Below are 20,133 nucleotides of genomic sequence, written 5' to 3' on the forward strand. Positions count from 1 at the left end.
GAAAGTGCCTGAGCGAATTCGACGATACCGGCTTTATCAGAAACACTGAGCAGAGCGCGGCGGACTGGACGACGTTGTTGCATGGTAAATCCCCTGGATTTCACGATTACAGAGAGCGTTAGATGAATTTTCCTGTGAAAAACTCATCTAACACACCTGACGAGGCATCCTTGTAAAGCGCGAGCATTTTAACGAAAACGTTTGCGCAACGCTCGCACATTTTCACTTTTTCGTATCATTGTGGATAAGTCTGTGCGTAAAAAGGTATAAGGCGGGGTTTTGCTGTGGAATGCAGCAGTCAATCATTTTTCTGTCATTTAGCGGTTGCGGCCTGCGGAGAACTCCCTATAATGCGCCTCCATCGACACGGCGGATGTGAATCACTTCACACAACAAGCGGTTCGGTTGAAGAGAAAAAATCCTGAAATAACGGGTTGACTCTGAAAGAGGAAAGCGTAATATACACCACCTCGCAACGGTGAGCGAAAGCCGCGTTGCACTGCTCTTTAACAATTTATCAGACAATCTGTGTGGGCACTCAAAGTGACATGGATTCTTAACGTCCTCGGACGAAAAATGAATACCAAGTCTCTGAGTGAACATACGTAATTCATTACGAAGTTTAATTCACGAGCATCAAACTTAAATTGAAGAGTTTGATCATGGCTCAGATTGAACGCTGGCGGCAGGCCTAACACATGCAAGTCGAGCGGTAACACAGGGAGCTTGCTCCTGGGTGACGAGCGGCGGACGGGTGAGTAATGTCTGGGAAACTGCCTGATGGAGGGGGATAACTACTGGAAACGGTAGCTAATACCGCATAACGTCGCAAGACCAAAGAGGGGGACCTTCGGGCCTCTTGCCATCAGATGTGCCCAGATGGGATTAGCTAGTAGGTGGGGTAACGGCTCACCTAGGCGACGATCCCTAGCTGGTCTGAGAGGATGACCAGCCACACTGGAACTGAGACACGGTCCAGACTCCTACGGGAGGCAGCAGTGGGGAATATTGCACAATGGGCGCAAGCCTGATGCAGCCATGCCGCGTGTATGAAGAAGGCCTTCGGGTTGTAAAGTACTTTCAGCGGGGAGGAAGGCGTTGAGGTTAATAACCTCAGCGATTGACGTTACCCGCAGAAGAAGCACCGGCTAACTCCGTGCCAGCAGCCGCGGTAATACGGAGGGTGCAAGCGTTAATCGGAATTACTGGGCGTAAAGCGCACGCAGGCGGTCTGTCAAGTCGGATGTGAAATCCCCGGGCTCAACCTGGGAACTGCATTCGAAACTGGCAGGCTAGAGTCTTGTAGAGGGGGGTAGAATTCCAGGTGTAGCGGTGAAATGCGTAGAGATCTGGAGGAATACCGGTGGCGAAGGCGGCCCCCTGGACAAAGACTGACGCTCAGGTGCGAAAGCGTGGGGAGCAAACAGGATTAGATACCCTGGTAGTCCACGCCGTAAACGATGTCGACTTGGAGGTTGTGCCCTTGAGGCGTGGCTTCCGGAGCTAACGCGTTAAGTCGACCGCCTGGGGAGTACGGCCGCAAGGTTAAAACTCAAATGAATTGACGGGGGCCCGCACAAGCGGTGGAGCATGTGGTTTAATTCGATGCAACGCGAAGAACCTTACCTACTCTTGACATCCAGAGAACTTTCCAGAGATGGATTGGTGCCTTCGGGAACTCTGAGACAGGTGCTGCATGGCTGTCGTCAGCTCGTGTTGTGAAATGTTGGGTTAAGTCCCGCAACGAGCGCAACCCTTATCCTTTGTTGCCAGCGGTTCGGCCGGGAACTCAAAGGAGACTGCCAGTGATAAACTGGAGGAAGGTGGGGATGACGTCAAGTCATCATGGCCCTTACGAGTAGGGCTACACACGTGCTACAATGGCGCATACAAAGAGAAGCGACCTCGCGAGAGCAAGCGGACCTCATAAAGTGCGTCGTAGTCCGGATTGGAGTCTGCAACTCGACTCCATGAAGTCGGAATCGCTAGTAATCGTAGATCAGAATGCTACGGTGAATACGTTCCCGGGCCTTGTACACACCGCCCGTCACACCATGGGAGTGGGTTGCAAAAGAAGTAGGTAGCTTAACCTTCGGGAGGGCGCTTACCACTTTGTGATTCATGACTGGGGTGAAGTCGTAACAAGGTAACCGTAGGGGAACCTGCGGTTGGATCACCTCCTTACCTTAAAGAACCTGCCTTTGTAGTGCTCACACAGATTGTCTGATGAATGATGAACTTCTGAATGTACTTTTGAGTGCATTAAGAAGTTTTGCTCTTTAAAAATCTGGATCAAGCTGAAAATTGAAACGACACATCTTAATGGTGTGTTCGAGTCTCTCAAATTTTCGCAATCAGAAGTGAAACATCTTCGGGTTGTGAGGTTAAGCGACTAAGCGTACACGGTGGATGCCCTGGCAGTCAGAGGCGATGAAGGACGTGCTAATCTGCGAAAAGCGCCGGCGAGGTGATATGAACCTTTGACCCGGCGATGTCCGAATGGGGAAACCCAGTGTGATTCGTCACACTATCGTTAACTGAATACATAGGTTAACGAGGCGAACCGGGGGAACTGAAACATCTAAGTACCCCGAGGAAAAGAAATCAACCGAGATTCCCCCAGTAGCGGCGAGCGAACGGGGAGCAGCCCAGAGTCTGAATCAGCTTGTGTGTTAGTGGAAGCGTCTGGAAAGTCGCACGGTACAGGGTGACAGTCCCGTACACGAAAGCACACAGGTTGTGAACTCGAAGAGTAGGGCGGGACACGTGGTATCCTGTCTGAATATGGGGGGACCATCCTCCAAGGCTAAATACTCCTGACTGACCGATAGTGAACCAGTACCGTGAGGGAAAGGCGAAAAGAACCCCGGCGAGGGGAGTGAAATAGAACCTGAAACCGTGTACGTACAAGCAGTGGGAGCACCTTCGTGGTGTGACTGCGTACCTTTTGTATAATGGGTCAGCGACTTATATTCTGTAGCAAGGTTAACCGTATAGGGGAGCCGAAGGGAAACCGAGTCTTAACTGGGCGTTAAGTTGCAGGGTATAGACCCGAAACCCGGTGATCTAGCCATGGGCAGGTTGAAGGTTGGGTAACACTAACTGGAGGACCGAACCGACTAATGTTGAAAAATTAGCGGATGACTTGTGGCTGGGGGTGAAAGGCCAATCAAACCGGGAGATAGCTGGTTCTCCCCGAAAGCTATTTAGGTAGCGCCTCGTGAACTCATCTTCGGGGGTAGAGCACTGTTTCGGCTAGGGGGCCATCCCGGCTTACCAACCCGATGCAAACTACGAATACCGAAGAATGTTATCACGGGAGACACACGGCGGGTGCTAACGTCCGTCGTGAAGAGGGAAACAACCCAGACCGCCAGCTAAGGTCCCAAAGTCATGGTTAAGTGGGAAACGATGTGGGAAGGCACAGACAGCCAGGATGTTGGCTTAGAAGCAGCCATCATTTAAAGAAAGCGTAATAGCTCACTGGTCGAGTCGGCCTGCGCGGAAGATGTAACGGGGCTAAACCATGCACCGAAGCTGCGGCAGCGACACTATGTGTTGTTGGGTAGGGGAGCGTTCTGTAAGCCGTTGAAGGTGGCCTGTGAGGGTTGCTGGAGGTATCAGAAGTGCGAATGCTGACATAAGTAACGATAAAGCGGGTGAAAAGCCCGCTCGCCGGAAGACCAAGGGTTCCTGTCCAACGTTAATCGGGGCAGGGTGAGTCGACCCCTAAGGCGAGGCCGAAAGGCGTAGTCGATGGGAAACAGGTTAATATTCCTGTACTTGGTGTTACTGCGAAGGGGGGACGGAGAAGGCTATGTTAGCCGGGCGACGGTTGTCCCGGTTTAAGCATGTAGGCGGAGGTTCCAGGTAAATCCGGTACCTTATTAACGCTGAGGTGTGATGACGAGGCACTACGGTGCTGAAGTAACAAATGCCCTGCTTCCAGGAAAAGCCTCTAAGCATCAGGTAACATCAAATCGTACCCCAAACCGACACAGGTGGTCAGGTAGAGAATACCAAGGCGCTTGAGAGAACTCGGGTGAAGGAACTAGGCAAAATGGTGCCGTAACTTCGGGAGAAGGCACGCTGATATGTAGGTGAAGCCCCTGCGGGTGGAGCTGAAATCAGTCGAAGATACCAGCTGGCTGCAACTGTTTATTAAAAACACAGCACTGTGCAAACACGAAAGTGGACGTATACGGTGTGACGCCTGCCCGGTGCCGGAAGGTTAATTGATGGGGTTAGCGGCAACGCGAAGCTCTTGATCGAAGCCCCGGTAAACGGCGGCCGTAACTATAACGGTCCTAAGGTAGCGAAATTCCTTGTCGGGTAAGTTCCGACCTGCACGAATGGCGTAATGATGGCCAGGCTGTCTCCACCCGAGACTCAGTGAAATTGAACTCGCTGTGAAGATGCAGTGTACCCGCGGCAAGACGGAAAGACCCCGTGAACCTTTACTATAGCTTGACACTGAACACTGGTCCTTGATGTGTAGGATAGGTGGGAGGCTTTGAAGTGTGGACGCCAGTCTGCATGGAGCCGTCCTTGAAATACCACCCTTTAATGGCTGGTGTTCTAACGTAGACCCGTGATCCGGGTTGCGGACAGTGTCTGGTGGGTAGTTTGACTGGGGCGGTCTCCTCCCAAAGAGTAACGGAGGAGCACGAAGGTTAGCTAATCCTGGTCGGACATCAGGAGGTTAGTGCAATGGCATAAGCTAGCTTGACTGCGAGAGTGACGGCTCGAGCAGGTGCGAAAGCAGGTCATAGTGATCCGGTGGTTCTGAATGGAAGGGCCATCGCTCAACGGATAAAAGGTACTCCGGGGATAACAGGCTGATACCGCCCAAGAGTTCATATCGACGGCGGTGTTTGGCACCTCGATGTCGGCTCATCACATCCTGGGGCTGAAGTAGGTCCCAAGGGTATGGCTGTTCGCCATTTAAAGTGGTACGCGAGCTGGGTTTAGAACGTCGTGAGACAGTTCGGTCCCTATCTGCCGTGGGCGCTGGAGAATTGAGGGGGGCTGCTCCTAGTACGAGAGGACCGGAGTGGACGCATCACTGGTGTTCGGGTTGTCATGCCAATGGCACTGCCCGGTAGCTAAATGCGGAAAAGATAAGTGCTGAAAGCATCTAAGCACGAAACTTGCCCCGAGATGAGTTCTCCCTGAGACTTTAAGTCTCCTGAAGGAACGTTGAAGACGACGACGTTGATAGGTCGGGTGTGTAAGCGCAGCGATGCGTTGAGCTAACCGATACTAATGAACCGTGAGGCTTAACCTTACAACGCCGAAGGTGTTTTGGCGACGAGACAAATTTTCAGCCTGATACAGATTAACAGAATTTGCCTGGCGGCTTTAGCGCGGTGGTCCCACCTGACCCCATGCCGAACTCAGAAGTGAAACGCCGTAGCGCCGATGGTAGTGTGGGGTCTCCCCATGTGAGAGTAGGGAACTGCCAGGCATCAAACAAGAAGAACCCCGTACCGAAAGGTGCGGGGTTTTTTGCTTTTGTTTTTCTTCCTCTCCCTCTCCCTGAAACTTTCTCACCTTCGCCTTGCAGACTCGACATTCCGATCATTTCTGGGTATCGTTAGCTGTCTGGATGTCTAAACGTTTATACGTATGTTGTGAGGATATAAAGTTATGCCGATTCGGGTGCAGGACGAGCTACCAGCCGTCAATTTCTTGCGTGAAGAAAATGTCTTTGTGATGACGACTTCACGTGCGACAGGTCAGGAAATTCGCCCGCTGAAGGTGCTTATTCTCAATCTGATGCCCAAAAAGATCGAAACAGAAAACCAGTTCCTGCGTCTGCTGTCGAACTCCCCGCTGCAGGTTGATATTCAACTGCTGCGGATCGACGCTCGTGAGTCTCGCAACACGCCTTCTGAGCACCTGAACAACTTCTACTGCAACTTTGATGACATTCAGGGTGAAAACTTCGACGGATTGATTGTGACCGGCGCGCCGCTCGGCCTGGTGGAATTTAACGATGTCGCTTACTGGCCGCAGATCAAACAGGTGCTGGAATGGGCAAAAGATCACGTCACGTCCACGCTGTTTGTCTGTTGGGCGGTACAAGCCGCACTGAATATTCTGTATGGCATCCCCAAGCAAACCCGCACTGAAAAGCTCTCCGGCGTATACGAACATCATATTCTCCATCCCCATGCGTTGCTGACGCGCGGGTTTGATGATTCTTTCCTGGCTCCGCATTCTCGCTACGCCGATTTCCCGGCCCAGCTGATTCGTGATTACACCGATCTGGAGATCCTGGCCGAAACGGAAGATGGGGACGCTTACCTGTTTGCCAGTAAAGATAAGCGCATTGCCTTTGTGACCGGACATCCTGAGTACGATCCGCACACCCTGGCGTCAGAGTATTTCCGTGATGTTGAAGCGGGTCTTAACCCGGATGTCCCTTACAACTATTTCCCGAAAGACGATCCGCAAAACAAACCGAGAGCGACCTGGCGCAGCCACGGGAATTTGCTTTTTACTAACTGGCTCAACTATTACGTCTACCAGATAACACCATACGATCTGCGTCACATGAATCCAACGCTGGAGTAATCGTCTGCACTAAACGATCCTAAAGCGTTTCAGCTATTCAAATCAGGCACCTTCGGGTGCCTTTTTTATTTCCGAAATGTCACTCATCATTCTTTAAAAATTTAATTTCAATAAAATCAATCAATTAATTGCAATTTACAATTAAAATGGAAATTGTTTTTGATTTTAGAAAAAATAGAGATAGTCTTAATTCTGCTGAGCGAAAACTACCCAACGATCTTTCGTTCGCGTCGGGAGCGTGATTTTGGATCTTTGATGAGGAGCAGAGTAATGACTCAACAGGCAACGACGGTCGATGAACTGGCCTTTACCCAGCCGTATGGCGAGCAAGAACAGCAAGTATTAACGGCAGAAGCGGTAGAATTTCTGACTGAACTGGTGACCCGCTTTACGCCGCAGCGCAATAAGCTGCTGGCGGCACGTATTCATCAGCAGCAGGAAATTGATAACGGCAAGTTGCCTGGTTTTATTTCGGAAACTGCTTCCATTCGTCGTGGTGAGTGGAAAATCCGCGGCATCCCTGAAGATTTACAGGATCGTCGCGTTGAGATCACCGGTCCGGTAGAACGCAAAATGGTGATCAACGCCATGAACGCCAACGTTAAAGTCTTTATGGCCGATTTTGAAGACTCGCTGGCGCCGGACTGGCGTAAGGTCATCGAGGGGCAAATCAACCTGCGCGACGCCGTAAACGGCACCATCAGCTATACCAATGAAGCCGGCAAAATATACCAGCTCAAACCGAACCCGGCGGTGCTGATCTGTCGCGTGCGCGGCCTGCACCTGCCCGAAAAACATGTCACCTGGCGTGGAGAAGCCATTCCAGGAAGCCTGTTTGATTTTGCACTCTATTTCTTCCACAACTACAAAGCCCTGCTGGCGAAAGGCAGCGGCCCGTATTTCTACCTGCCTAAAACGCAGGCCTGGCAGGAAGCGGCCTGGTGGAGCGAGGTCTTCAGCTATGCGGAAGATCGTTTCAACCTGCCGCGCGGCACCATCAAAGCCACCCTGCTGATTGAAACGCTGCCCGCCGTATTCCAGATGCATGAAATCCTGCATGCGCTGCGCGACCACATTGTCGGTCTGAACTGTGGACGCTGGGACTATATTTTCAGCTATATCAAAACCCTGAAAAATTATCCCGATCGCGTGCTCCCCGATCGTCAGGTTGTCACCATGGACAAACCGTTCCTGAGCGCCTATTCGCGTCTGCTGATCAAAACCTGCCACAAGCGCGGTGCCTTTGCGATGGGCGGCATGGCAGCCTTTATCCCGAGCAAAGACGCAGAGCGCAACAATCAGGTACTCAACAAGGTGAAAGCCGACAAAGAGCTTGAAGCACGTAACGGCCACGACGGGACGTGGATCGCCCATCCGGGTTTGGCCGATACGGCGATGGAGGTCTTTAACCGCGTGCTCGGCGACAACAAAAACCAGCTGTTTGTCACCCGTGAAGATGATGCACCAATCGCAGAAGAACAGCTGCTGGCGCCGTGCGCGGGCGAACGGACGGAAGAGGGGATGCGGGCCAACATTCGCGTCGCGGTGCAGTACATCGAAGCGTGGATCTCCGGCAACGGCTGCGTGCCGATCTACGGCCTGATGGAAGATGCTGCGACGGCGGAGATCTCACGTACCTCTATCTGGCAGTGGATCCACCATCAAAAAACGCTCAGCAACGGCAAACCGGTGACCAAGACCCTGTTCCGCCAGATGCTGGCCGAAGAGATGCGGGTGATCCAGGACGAACTGGGCGAACACCGCTTCAGCAGCGGGCGTTTTGACGACGCTGCCCGCCTGATGGAGCAAATCACCACATCAGATGACTTAATCGACTTCCTGACCCTGCCGGGCTACCGCTTCCTGGCGTAACTCACCACATAACAATATGGAGCATCTGCACATGAAAACCCGTACCCAACAAATCGAAGAATTAAAGAAAGAGTGGACACAACCTCGCTGGGAAGGCATCCGCCGCCCGTACAGCGCGGAAGACGTGGTGAAATTACGCGGCTCGGTCAATCCGGAATGTACGCTGGCGCAAAATGGCGCGGCGAAAATGTGGAAGCTGCTGCACGGTGGCTCTAAAAAGGGCTACATCAACAGCCTCGGCGCGCTGACCGGCGGTCAGGCGCTGCAGCAGGCGAAGGCCGGTATTGAGGCTATCTACCTCTCCGGCTGGCAGGTCGCGGCGGACGCCAACCTGGCCTCCAGCATGTACCCGGATCAGTCGCTCTATCCGGCTAACTCCGTGCCGTCGGTCGTGGATCGGATCAACAACACCTTCCGTCGTGCAGATCAGATCCAGTGGGCGGCGGGCATCGAACCTAACGATCCGCGCTTTATTGACTATTTCCTGCCGATCGTTGCAGATGCGGAAGCGGGCTTCGGCGGCGTGCTGAACGCCTTCGAGCTGATGAAATCGATGATTGAGGCCGGTGCAGCGGCCGTTCACTTCGAAGATCAGCTGGCGTCAGTGAAGAAATGCGGACACATGGGCGGTAAGGTGCTCGTTCCGACTCAGGAAGCCGTGCAGAAGCTGGTTGCCGCGCGTCTGGCTGCTGACGTGCTCGGCGTGCCAACGCTGGTCATTGCCCGTACCGATGCGGACGCGGCTGACCTGATCACCTCTGACTGCGATCCGTACGACAGCGAGTTCATCACCGGCGAGCGCACCAGCGAAGGGTTCTATCGCACCCATGCGGGCATTGAGCAGGCGATCAGCCGCGGTCTGGCGTACGCGCCGTACGCGGACCTGGTCTGGTGTGAAACCTCTACGCCGGATCTGGCGCTGGCAAAACGCTTTGCCGACGCCATTCATGCGAAGTACCCGGGCAAACTGCTGGCCTACAACTGCTCGCCGTCCTTCAACTGGCAGAAAAAGCTGGATGACAAAACCATCGCCAGCTTCCAGCAGCAGCTGTCCGACATGGGCTACAAATACCAGTTCATTACGCTGGCAGGCATCCACAGCATGTGGTTCAACATGTTCGACCTGGCGCACGCCTATGCGCAGGGTGAGGGCATGAAGCACTACGTTGAGAAGGTGCAGCAGCCGGAATTTGCGGCGGGGAAAGATGGTTACACCTTCGTCTCACACCAGCAGGAGGTGGGCACCGGCTACTTTGATAATGTGACCACGATTATTCAGGGCGGCACCTCCTCCGTCACCGCCTTAACGGGTTCAACGGAAGAAGCACAGTTCTAATCTTTTCCCCCTCTCCCCCCTGGGGAGAGGGTTGGTGGTGAGGGGGAATATATGTCGCGTGGCCTGGAATTACTGATTGCCCAAACTATTTTGCAGGGCTTCGATGCCCAGTATGGTCGTTTTCTGGAAGTAACCTCCGGCGCCCAGCAGCGCTTCGAACACGCAGACTGGCATGCGGTTCAGCAGGCCATGAAGCAGCGTATCCATCTTTATGACCACCACGTGGGTCTGGTGGTGGAGCAGCTGCGCTGTATTACCGACGGTAAAAGTCCGGACGCGGAATTTTTACTGCGCGTAAAAGAGCATTACACCCATCTGTTACCCGACTACCCGCGCTTCGAGATTGCGGAGAGTTTTTTCAACTCCGTCTATTGCCGGTTATTTGACCACCGCTCATTATCTCCTGAGCGGTTATTTATCTTTAGCTCCCAGCCCGAGCGGCGCTTTCGTACCATTCCGCGTCCGCTGGCGAAAGATTTCTTTCCCGAGCACGGATGGGAAAAGCTCCTGCATCGCGTGCTGACGGATTTGCCGCTGCGTCTGCCCTGGGAGAATAAAGCCCGGGATATCGGGTATATCCACGCCCATCTCAAAGAAGCATTCGGCGCGGAGGTGCTCAGCCACAGCCATTTGCAGGTGGCCAACGAGCTTTTCTACCGCAATAAAGCCGCCTGGCTGGTGGGCAAACTGGTTACGCCGACGGCCATTGTGCCGTTTCTGCTGCCCATTCATCGTACCGACGACGGGGAACTGTTTGTCGATACCTGCCTGACTACCAGCGCCGAGGCCAGCATCGTGTTTGGCTTCGCCCGTTCCTATTTTATGGTGTACGCTCCGCTGCCCGCCGCGCTGGTGGAGTGGCTGCGCGAGATCCTGCCGGGTAAAACCACCGCCGAGCTGTATATGGCCATTGGCTGCCAGAAGCACGCTAAAACGGAAAGCTACCGGGAGTACCTGCGCTATGTCACCACGGCCGATGAGCAGTTCATCGAAGCGCCCGGCATTCGTGGCATGGTGATGCTGGTGTTTACCCTGCCGGGCTTCGACCGGGTCTTTAAGGTGATTAAGGACAGATTCGCGCCGCAGAAAGAGATGACCGCCGCGCACGTCCGCGCCTGCTACCAGCTGGTTAAGGAGCACGACCGCGTCGGGCGCATGGCGGATACTCAGGAATTCGAAAACTTTGTGCTGGATAAGCAGCAGATCGATCCGGCGCTCATGGCGCTTTTACTGCAGGAAGCACCCGCCAAAATCACCGATCTTGGCGATAAAATCGCGATCAGCCATCTCTACATTGAACGTCGCATGGTGCCGCTGAATATCTGGCTGGAGCAGTCCGACGGTCAGGCTTTAAGAGATGCGATTGAAGAGTACGGCAACGCGATTCGCCAGCTTGCCGCCGCCAATATCTTCCCGGGCGATATGCTGTTCAAAAACTTCGGCGTCACCCGTCACGGACGGGTAGTGTTCTACGATTACGACGAAATTTGCTACATGACCGAGGTGAACTTCCGCGATATCCCACCGCCCCGCTACCCGGAAGATGAGCTTTCCAGCGAGCCGTGGTACAGCGTTTCGCCGGGCGATGTGTTTCCCGAAGAGTTTCGACACTGGCTGTGCGCCGATCCGCGCATCGGGCCGCTATTCGAAGAGATGCATGCCGATCTGTTCCGCGCCAGCTACTGGCGGGGACTGCAAACGCGGATCAAAAACGGGCACGTGGAAGATGTGTACGCTTACCGCCGTAAGCAGCGGTTTTGCATCCGGTTTTCAGAGGGCATCATGTAGGCCGGGTAAGGCGAAGCCGCCACCCGGCAATGCATGCTTAACGAATCCCACCGTACGCCAGCGTGACCTCTTTCGCCGCCTTAATCACCAGCGCACCCAACTCAGTGACCCGATCGTCGGTCATACGTGAAATCGGCCCGGAAATAGAGATGGCGGCAAACGGCTCGCGGTGCTCGTCAAAAATGCAGGCTGCGATACAGCGCAGGCCGAGGGCGTGCTCCTCGTCGTCAAACGAATAGCCGCGCTTGCGGGTCAGGGCCAGGTCTTCTTTCAGATGCACCGGCGAAACCAGCGTGGCGTGGGTATAAGCATGCAGTCCTTTACGGTGCAGCAGCCCCGTCACCTGCTCCTCGGTCAGCTGCGAGAGGAACGCTTTACCCGCCCCTGAGGCATGCATCGGCAGCTTGCCGCCAATCGGCGCGGACATGCGCATCAGCTGCGTGCATTGCACCTGGTCGATGATAATCGCCTGATGGTCGCTCTGGTCGAGCACGGCCAGATTCACGGTCTCGCCCGACTCTTCCATCAATTTGCGCAGAATCGGGTGCACAATCGCCAGCAGGTTACGGCTCTGCAGGAAGCTGCTGCCCACGATAAACGCATGCGCGCCCACCGCCCAGTGCCCCAGCTCGCCTACCTGGCGGACAAAGCCCAGCTGCTGCATGGTGGTCAGCAGGCGGTGCGTCGTGGAGTTCGGCAGGCCAGCCTGCTGGGCCAGCTCCGTCAGGGCCACGCTGCTGTGCGACTCGGCTATCCACTCCAGCAGCTTCAGACCGCGCGTGAGCGATTGAACCTGTCCACCCTGTTGTGCGGCAGCGGTGGTGGCAGCAGGTTTTCTGCCGCGTTTAGCGGGAACGGTCGCGACCATGACGATCTCCTTTTTCTGTATCGTGGAAATCATTTTCGTTTTATTTGGTGAATTTGCAACCGTTATCCTGACTGATCGGAGGAGTGATAGTGAACATGTCTCATGTTACCGCTGAGCGACTTTTCCACCCTGCGAGATTGTGCCAGTATGGAACGCAGCCTTTTGGCCTTGTTGAGCGTTGTCGGGAGCAAGTGTGAGCAGCAAAGTAGAGCAACTGCGTGCGCAGTTAAATGAACGAATTCTGGTGCTGGACGGCGGCATGGGCACCATGATCCAGGGCTATCGTCTGAGCGAAGGCGATTTCCGCGGCGAACGCTTCGCTGACTGGCCCTGCGACCTGAAAGGGAACAACGACCTGCTGGTGCTCAGCAAGCCGTCCGTGATCAAGGATATTCACAACGCTTACTTCGAAGCGGGTGCGGATATCGTTGAAACCAACACCTTTAACTCGACAACCATCGCCATGGCGGATTACCAGATGGAATCCCTGTCGGCGGAGATCAACTTTGAAGCCGCAAAGCTTGCGCGCGCCTGCGCCGACGAGTGGACGGCCCGCACGCCGGACAAGCCGCGCTACGTTGCCGGGGTGCTTGGCCCAACCAACCGCACCGCGTCGATTTCACCGGACGTCAACGACCCGGCGTTTCGTAATATCACCTTTGACCAGCTGGTTGTTGCCTACCGTGAATCGACCAGAGCGCTGGTGGAAGGCGGTTCCGATCTGATCCTGATTGAAACGGTATTCGACACTCTCAACGCCAAGGCCGCGATTTACGCGGTGAAAGAGGAGTTCGAGGCGCTGGGCGTTGACCTGCCGATTATGATTTCCGGCACCATCACCGATGCCTCCGGCCGTACCCTGTCCGGCCAGACCACCGAAGCGTTTTATAACTCCCTGCGCCACGCCGACGCGCTCTCCTTCGGCCTGAACTGCGCGCTGGGCCCGGACGAGCTGCGCCAGTACGTGCAGGAGCTGTCGCGCATTGCGGAATGCTACGTTACCGCGCACCCGAACGCCGGTCTGCCGAACGCCTTCGGTGAATACGATCTGGATGCCGACACCATGGCGGCACAAATCCGCGAGTGGGCCGAGTCTGGATTTCTCAACATCGTCGGCGGCTGCTGCGGCACCACGCCGGAGCACATCGCCGCCATGAGCAACGCCGTGGCCGGACTGCCGCCGCGCAGGCTGCCCGAGCTGCCGGTTGCCTGTCGCCTCTCGGGCCTTGAGCCGTTAACCATCGGCGACGACAGCCTGTTTGTGAACGTGGGTGAGCGTACCAACGTCACCGGCTCCGCGAAGTTCAAACGCCTGATCAAAGAAGAGAAGTACAGCGAAGCGCTGGATGTTGCCCGCCAGCAGGTTGAGAGCGGCGCGCAGATTATCGATATCAACATGGATGAGGGGATGCTCGACGCCGAAGCGGCGATGGTGCGTTTCCTCAACCTGATTGCCGGTGAGCCGGACATCGCCCGCGTGCCGATCATGATCGACTCCTCCAAATGGGAGGTGATCGAGAAGGGGCTGAAGTGCATTCAGGGTAAAGGCATCGTCAACTCCATCTCCATGAAAGAGGGCGTTGATACCTTTATTAATAACGCGAAGCAGGTCCGCCGCTACGGTGCTGCGGTGGTGGTCATGGCTTTTGATGAAGTGGGCCAGGCCGACACTCGCGCGCGTAAAATTGAGATTTGCCGCCGCGCGTACAAAATACTGACCGAAGAGGTAGGCTTCCCGCCGGAAGACATCATCTTTGACCCGAACATCTTCGCCGTGGCGACCGGCATCGAAGAGCACAACAACTACGCCCAGGACTTTATCGGCGCGTGCGAGGACATCAAGCGCGAACTGCCGCATGCCCTCATCTCCGGCGGCGTGTCGAACGTCTCGTTCTCGTTCCGCGGCAACGACCCGGTGCGTGAAGCGATCCACGCCGTGTTCCTCTACTACGCCATCCGCAACGGGATGGACATGGGGATCGTTAACGCCGGCCAGCTGGCGATTTACGACGACCTGCCCGCCGAGCTGCGCGACGCGGTGGAAGACGTGATCCTCAACCGCCGCGACGACGCGACCGAGCGGCTGCTTGACCTGGCAGAAAAATACCGCGGCAGCAAGTCGGATGACGCAGCCAACGTTCAGCAGGCCGAGTGGCGCGCCTGGGACGTGAAAAAACGTCTGGAATATTCGCTGGTAAAAGGCATTACCGAATTTATCGAGCTCGATACCGAAGAGGCGCGCCAGCAGGCAGCCCGCCCGATTGAGGTCATTGAAGGCCCGCTGATGGACGGCATGAACGTGGTCGGCGATCTGTTTGGCGAAGGCAAGATGTTCCTGCCGCAGGTGGTGAAATCCGCCCGCGTGATGAAGCAGGCCGTGGCGTACCTGGAGCCGTTTATCGAAGCCAGCAAAGAGAAAGGCTCCAGCAACGGCAAAATGGTCATCGCCACCGTGAAGGGCGACGTGCACGACATCGGCAAGAACATCGTCGGCGTGGTGCTGCAGTGCAATAACTACGAGATTATCGACCTTGGCGTGATGGTCCCGGCGGATAAAATCCTCAAGACCGCGCGCGAAGTGAATGCCGACCTGATTGGCCTCTCCGGGCTGATCACCCCGTCGCTGGACGAGATGGTTAACGTGGCGAAGGAGATGGAGCGTCAGGGCTTCACCATTCCGCTGCTGATTGGCGGCGCGACCACCTCCAAGGCGCACACGGCTGTGAAAATCGAGCAGAACTACAGCGGGCCGACGGTCTACGTGCAGAACGCCTCGCGCACGGTGGGCGTGGTCTCCGCGCTGCTCTCTGACACCCAGCGCGACGAGTTTGTTGAGCGCACCCGCAAAGAGTACGAAACCGTTCGCATCCAGCACGGGCGCAAGAAACCGCGCACCCCGCCCGTTTCACTCCAGGCGGCGCGCGATAACGATCTGGCGTTTGACTGGTCGAGCTATACACCGCCGGTCGCGCATCGCCTGGGCGTTCAGGAGGTCAGTGCCAGCATCGAAACGCTGCGCAACTACATCGACTGGACGCCGTTCTTTATGACCTGGTCGCTCGCGGGCAAATATCCGCGCATTCTGGAAGATGAGGTGGTGGGCGAGGAGGCGAAACGCCTGTTTAACGATGCCAACGACATGCTCGACAGGCTAAGCGCGGAGAAAACCCTCAACCCACGCGGCGTGGTGGGGCTGTTCCCGGCCAACCGCGTGGGTGACGACATCGAAATTTACCGCGATGAAACCCGCACTCACGTGCTGGCAGTCAGCCGCCATCTGCGCCAGCAAACCGAGAAAGTGGGCTTTGCCAACTACTGCCTGGCCGATTTTGTCGCGCCGAAGCTGAGCGGTAAAGCCGACTATATTGGCGCCTTTGCGGTAACCGGCGGTCTGGAAGAAGATGCGCTGGCGGACGCGTTCGAAGCGCAGCACGATGATTACAATAAAATCATGGTGAAAGCGATCGCCGACCGCCTGGCGGAAGCCTTCGCCGAGTACCTGCACGAGCGCGTGCGTAAGGTGCACTGGGGCTACGCGGCGAACGAAAACCTCAGCAACGAGGAGCTGATCCGCGAAAACTACCAGGGGATTCGTCCGGCACCGGGCTATCCGGCCTGCCCGGAGCACACCGAAAAGGGCACGATTTGGCAACTGCTGGACGTCGAAGCCCATACCGGGATGAAGCTCACCGAGTCGTTCGCCATGTGGCCGGGCGCGTCCGTCTCCGGCTGGTACTTCAGCCACCCGGACAGCAAGTACTTTGCCGTGGCGCAGCTTCAGCGCGATCAGATTGAAGATTACGCCCTGCGCAAAGGCATGAGCGTGTCAGAAGTAGAGCGCTGGCTGGCACCGAATTTAGGCTACGACGCAGACTAACGTCACTTTTCCTTACAACAAACAGGGCACCTCATGGGTGCCTTGTCTCTTTCTTACGCTTAACCCCTTATACTGAAATAAGGTTCTATCCCTGGCACCCGGTGGCGGTGCGCTTACCGGGCCTGTGCGTAGGTCGGATAAGGCGTCGCCGTCATCCGACATGGCAACGCGCAGGGAACCTCAGGAAAACCGATAAAGATAAGGAGGAAAACCATCCGTGCTGACCCTGTTACATCTGCTCTCTGCAGTCGCACTGCTCGTATGGGGCACCCATATCGTCCGTACCGGCGTGATGCGCGTATTTGGTGCCCGTTTACGTACCGTTCTCAGCAGCAGCGTTGAGAAGAAGCCGCTCGCCTTCTGCGCGGGCATTGGCGTAACGGCACTCGTTCAGAGCAGCAACGCCACAACCCTGCTTGTCACCTCTTTTGTGGCGCAGGATCTGGTGGCGCTGGCCCCGGCGCTGGTGATTGTGCTGGGGGCTGATGTGGGTACCGCGCTGATGGCGCGTATCCTGACCTTCGATCTCTCCTGGCTGTCGCCGCTGTTGATTTTTGTCGGCGTCATCTTCTTCCTCGGCCGCAAACAGACGCGGGCGGGCCAGCTTGGACGCGTGGGGATTGGCTTGGGGTTGATCCTGCTGGCGCTGGAGCTGATTGTGCAGGCGGTCACCCCGATTACCGAGGCCAACGGCGTGCAGGTCATCTTCGCATCCCTGACCGGTGACATCATGCTCGACGCGCTGATTGGCGCGGTGTTTGCCATCGTCAGCTACTCCAGCCTGGCCGCCGTGCTGCTGACGGCCACGCTCACCGCCGCCGGGGCGATCTCCTTCCCGGTCGCGCTGTGTCTGGTGATCGGTGCCAACCTCGGCTCTGGCCTGCTGGCGATGCTCAATAACAGCGCCGCCAACGCTGCCGCCCGCCGCGTGGCGCTCGGTAGCCTGCTGTTTAAGCTGGTGGGCAGCCTGATTATTCTGCCCTTTATCCATCCGCTGGCGAACCTGATGGATAACCTCCCGCTGCCGAAGGCGGAGCTGGTGATCTACTTCCACGTGTTCTACAACCTGGTGCGCTGCCTGGCGATGGTCCCTTTTGCCGGGGCGATGGCCCGCTTCTGCGAACGACTCATTCAGGACGAACCGGAGCTGGACGCCCGCCTGAAGCCGAAGCACCTTGATACCTCCGCGCTGGACACGCCGGCCCTGGCGCTGGCGAATGCCGCGCGCGAGACGCTGCGCATGGGCGACGCCATGGAAACCATGCTCGAAGGGCTGCAAAAGGTGATGCACGGCGAGCCGCGAGAGGAGAAAGAGCTGCGCAGACTGGCGGACGATATCAACGTGCTCTATACCGCCATTAAGCTTTACCTGGCCCGCATGCCGCAGGACGAGCTGGCGGAGGAGGAGTCCCGCCGCTGGGCGGAAATCATTGAGATGTCGCTCAACCTTGAGCAGGCCTCCGATATTGTTGAGCGCATGGGCAGCGAGATTGCCGATAAGTCGCTGGCCGCCCGCCGGGCGTTCTCCGTAGAAGGCTTAAAAGAGCTTGAAGCGCTGCACGAACAGCTGGTCAGCAACCTCAAGCTGGCGATGCTGGTCTTCTTCTCCAGCGACGTGCCGAGCGCGCGCCGCCTGCGCCGCAACAAGCATCGCTTCCGCATTCTTAACCGCCGCTACTCGCACGCCCACGTTGAGCGCCTGCATCAGCAGAACGTGCAGAGTATCGAGACCAGCTCACTCCACCTGGGGCTGCTGGGTGATATGAAGCGCCTCAACTCGTTGTTCTGTGCGGTGGCCTACAGCGTGATGGAACAGCCGGATGAAGATGACCAGCGGGATGAGTATTAATCCCCGGCGTGTTTGAGTGTTAGCCCAAAACCCAATGCTTTCATGACCGCGAGCGTGGTTTTGAGCGTTGGGTTTCCTTTATCACTGAATGACCGATAAAGCTGCTCACGTGATAAACCGGTTTGCTGTGAAATGTTCGACATGCCTTTGGCTCGCGCGACAACACCAAGGGCTTTAGCGATATATGTCGAGTCGCCTGTTTCTAGTGCATCAGCGATAAACACGGCGATTTCCTCGTCATCCACCAACGCGTTGGCTGGATCGTAAGGTGTTAATTTATGCATGCTCATTCACTCCTGCCATTGGGATACATTGCTCAGCATTTTTGCCATCAGTATGTCTCTGGCCTGGCTGCTTTTGTCACCACCACATAACAGCACGATGATGTAATTGCCCTGGTCTTTAAAATAGATCCTGTAGCCCGGACCAAAGTGGATCCTTAGCTCACTTATACCTTCTCCCACGGGTTTAACGTCGCCCGCTAAGCCATTTGCCAACCGAAAGAGGCGGGAAGCGATAATGGTCTTCGCTCGTCGATCTTTTAAGTTTTGCTCCCAGCGTCGGAAGGATTCTGTCTGAACAATCTCCTTCATATTACTCCCTGTGATTTATAAACTACAAACACTTCTCCATGGAGAGTAAAACTAAAAGGCTTGAACACATGGGTAAATGACAGGATGCAAAATCCTGAAAGCGTCTCGCAAACTAAAAAACCCGTCTCAGTTACCGTCGGCTAATCTTTTTTTCCAGTCCATACCTAAGGTATATTTCGCCCTTCACAGGAGAAACTATGCTGCCAACTCAATCAACCCGATTAAACAAATACATTAGCGAGAGCGGGATCTGCTCACGTCGCGAGGCGGACCGTTACATTGAACAAGGTAATGTGTTCCTCAACGGCAAGCGCGCCACGATTGGTGACCAGGTGATGCCTGGCGACGTGGTTAAAGTGAATGGTCAGCTCATCGAACCGCGTGATGCCGAAGACCTGGTGTTTATCGCGTTGAACAAACCGGTTGGAATTGTCAGCACCACGGAAGACGGTGAGCGGGACAACATCGTTGATTTCGTGAACCACAGCAGCCGTATCTTCCCGATTGGCCGTCTGGATAAAGACTCTCAGGGGCTGATTTTCCTCACCAACCACGGCGATCTGGTCAACAAGATCCTGCGTGCCGGTAACGATCACGAAAAAGAGTACATTGTGACGGTGAATAAGCCGGTCACGGACGACTTTATTCGCGGCATGGGCGCCGGTGTGCCGATCCTCGGTACCGTCACGAAAAAGTGTAAGGTGAAGAAAGAAGCGCCGTTCGCGTTCCGCATTACACTGGTGCAGGGCTTAAACCGCCAGATCCGCCGCATGTGCGAGTACTTCGGTTATGAAGTGACGAAGCTGGAGCGCACGCGCATCATGAACGTCAGCCTGTCCGGCATTCCGCTTGGCGAATGGCGCGACTTGACGGATGACGAACTGATTGAGCTGTTCAAGCTTATCGAGAATTCCTCGTCCGAAGCGAAGCCGAAGGCCAAAGCCAAACCGAAAACCCAGGCGATTAAACGTCCGGTCGTGAAGGCACCGCAGGCGGAAGAGAAAGGACGCGGCAAACCGGGTAACGGGAAGCGATTTACCCAGCCTGGCCGTAAAAAGAAAGGGCGCTAGCTAGCGCCTTCCACGAGTAGAGGTATTGGCCGACCAGGAAAAGGTCGTTTCAGTATCCGGCTTATAAGCCTGCTGCTTTTTCAGCTTGCGGGCTTTTTTCGCCTCGGCGTCACGCTGCGCCATCAGTTTGTCGATGTACTCTTTTTTCACCTGATTGGTTTCGGCGTTGGTCAGCGTACGGCCATGCGCGATGCGGGCGCGGTCGAGAAGCGTTTTCAGTTCGCGCTGCTCGGCTTCCGTCATGTCTTTCTGGGTCAAACGTGGTGTCGCCATTGCTGAAGCCTCATGAGAGAGAGGCTTC

11 protein-coding genes, 3 rRNA genes and 1 other annotated feature (1 of these 15 only partly in view) are annotated in these 20,133 nt (G+C 55.7%); of the genes, 10 read left to right on the top strand and 4 right to left on the bottom strand.

Translation table 11 applies throughout. The features are described 5' to 3' along the window. Nucleotides 1-37 (top strand) — a sequence feature (23S ribosomal RNA rRNA prediction is too short); it begins 331 nt to the left of the window's first position. A gap of 607 nt (nt 38-644) precedes the next feature. The 7 genes from L362_RS03550 to aceK all read left to right on the top strand — a co-directional run bounded on the left by L362_RS03550 (nt 645) and on the right by aceK (nt 11,575). After that, a 16S ribosomal RNA gene (locus L362_RS03550) occupies nt 645-2,184 on the top strand. A 198-nt stretch (nt 2,185-2,382) separates the two neighbouring features. Then, nucleotides 2,383-5,287 (top strand): 23S ribosomal RNA (locus tag L362_RS03545). Nucleotides 5,288-5,351: 64 nt separating this feature from the next. After that, nucleotides 5,352-5,467: ribosomal RNA gene (rrf, locus tag L362_RS03540) — 5S ribosomal RNA — on the top strand. Together the 16S, 23S and 5S rRNA genes form the textbook arrangement of a ribosomal RNA operon. A 182-nt stretch (nt 5,468-5,649) precedes the next feature. Beyond that, nucleotides 5,650-6,579, top strand: a complete 930-nt coding sequence (metA, locus tag L362_RS03535; protein ID WP_008503405.1) for a homoserine O-acetyltransferase MetA — start codon at nt 5,650-5,652, stop codon at nt 6,577-6,579. A 270-nt stretch (nt 6,580-6,849) separates the two neighbouring features. Next, complete coding sequence (aceB, locus tag L362_RS03530) at nt 6,850-8,451, top strand: malate synthase A (RefSeq protein WP_021242714.1); 1,602 nt, start codon at nt 6,850-6,852, stop codon at nt 8,449-8,451. A gap of 31 nt (nt 8,452-8,482) precedes the next feature. After that, entirely contained in the window at nt 8,483-9,787 is a 1,305-nt protein-coding gene (aceA, locus tag L362_RS03525; protein WP_008503407.1) for an isocitrate lyase, read from the top strand. Nucleotides 9,788-9,838: 51 nt separating this feature from the next. After that, on the top strand, nt 9,839-11,575 hold the full coding sequence (aceK, locus tag L362_RS03520) for a bifunctional isocitrate dehydrogenase kinase/phosphatase (RefSeq protein WP_021242715.1): 1,737 nt from the start codon (nt 9,839-9,841) through the stop codon (nt 11,573-11,575). Nucleotides 11,576-11,612: 37 nt separating this feature from the next. Here the strand turns inward: aceK and iclR are convergent, their stop codons facing one another. Next, nucleotides 11,613-12,443 carry a glyoxylate bypass operon transcriptional repressor IclR gene (iclR, locus tag L362_RS03515; protein ID WP_023293555.1) on the bottom strand — a complete coding sequence of 277 codons (831 nt, stop codon included), beginning with the start codon at nt 12,441-12,443 and terminating at the stop codon, nt 11,613-11,615. 193 nt (nt 12,444-12,636) lie between these two features. Here iclR and metH point away from each other — a divergent pair, with 193 nt between their 5' ends. Together metH and L362_RS03505 are read left to right on the top strand one after the other, a co-directional pair. Beyond that, nucleotides 12,637-16,320, top strand: a complete 3,684-nt coding sequence (metH, locus tag L362_RS03510; RefSeq protein WP_023345249.1) for a methionine synthase — start codon at nt 12,637-12,639, stop codon at nt 16,318-16,320. A gap of 217 nt (nt 16,321-16,537) precedes the next feature. Beyond that, nucleotides 16,538-18,169 carry a Na/Pi cotransporter family protein gene (locus tag L362_RS03505; protein ID WP_023345250.1) on the top strand — a complete coding sequence of 544 codons (1,632 nt, stop codon included), beginning with the start codon at nt 16,538-16,540 and terminating at the stop codon, nt 18,167-18,169. Here L362_RS03505 and L362_RS03500 read toward each other — a convergent pair. Further along, on the bottom strand, nt 18,166-18,453 hold the full coding sequence (locus tag L362_RS03500) for an addiction module antidote protein (RefSeq protein WP_021242718.1): 288 nt from the start codon (nt 18,451-18,453) through the stop codon (nt 18,166-18,168). The two genes, L362_RS03505 and L362_RS03500, sit on opposite strands and share 4 nt — an antisense overlap. A gap of 6 nt (nt 18,454-18,459) precedes the next feature. Next, nucleotides 18,460-18,762 (bottom strand): type II toxin-antitoxin system RelE/ParE family toxin, encoded by a 303-nt coding sequence (locus L362_RS03495; RefSeq protein ID WP_023293553.1) that lies wholly within the window; start codon nt 18,760-18,762, stop codon nt 18,460-18,462. Between the two features lie 197 nt (nt 18,763-18,959). On the opposite strand from L362_RS03495, the gene rluF reads away from it, so the two are divergent. Further along, nucleotides 18,960-19,832, top strand: a complete 873-nt coding sequence (gene rluF / locus L362_RS03490; RefSeq protein WP_008503414.1) for a 23S rRNA pseudouridine(2604) synthase RluF — start codon at nt 18,960-18,962, stop codon at nt 19,830-19,832. On the opposite strand, the gene L362_RS03485 is transcribed toward rluF, so the two are convergent. Then, nucleotides 19,833-20,105: a YjbD family protein gene (locus tag L362_RS03485; RefSeq protein ID WP_014830263.1), complete on the bottom strand. Its 273-nt coding sequence runs from the start codon at nt 20,103-20,105 to the stop codon at nt 19,833-19,835. Between the last annotated feature and the right edge of the window lie 28 nt (nt 20,106-20,133).

Origin of the sequence: Enterobacter sp. MGH 16 (assembly GCF_000493175.1) — a bacterium.
GTDB lineage: Bacteria > Pseudomonadota > Gammaproteobacteria > Enterobacterales > Enterobacteriaceae > Enterobacter > Enterobacter roggenkampii.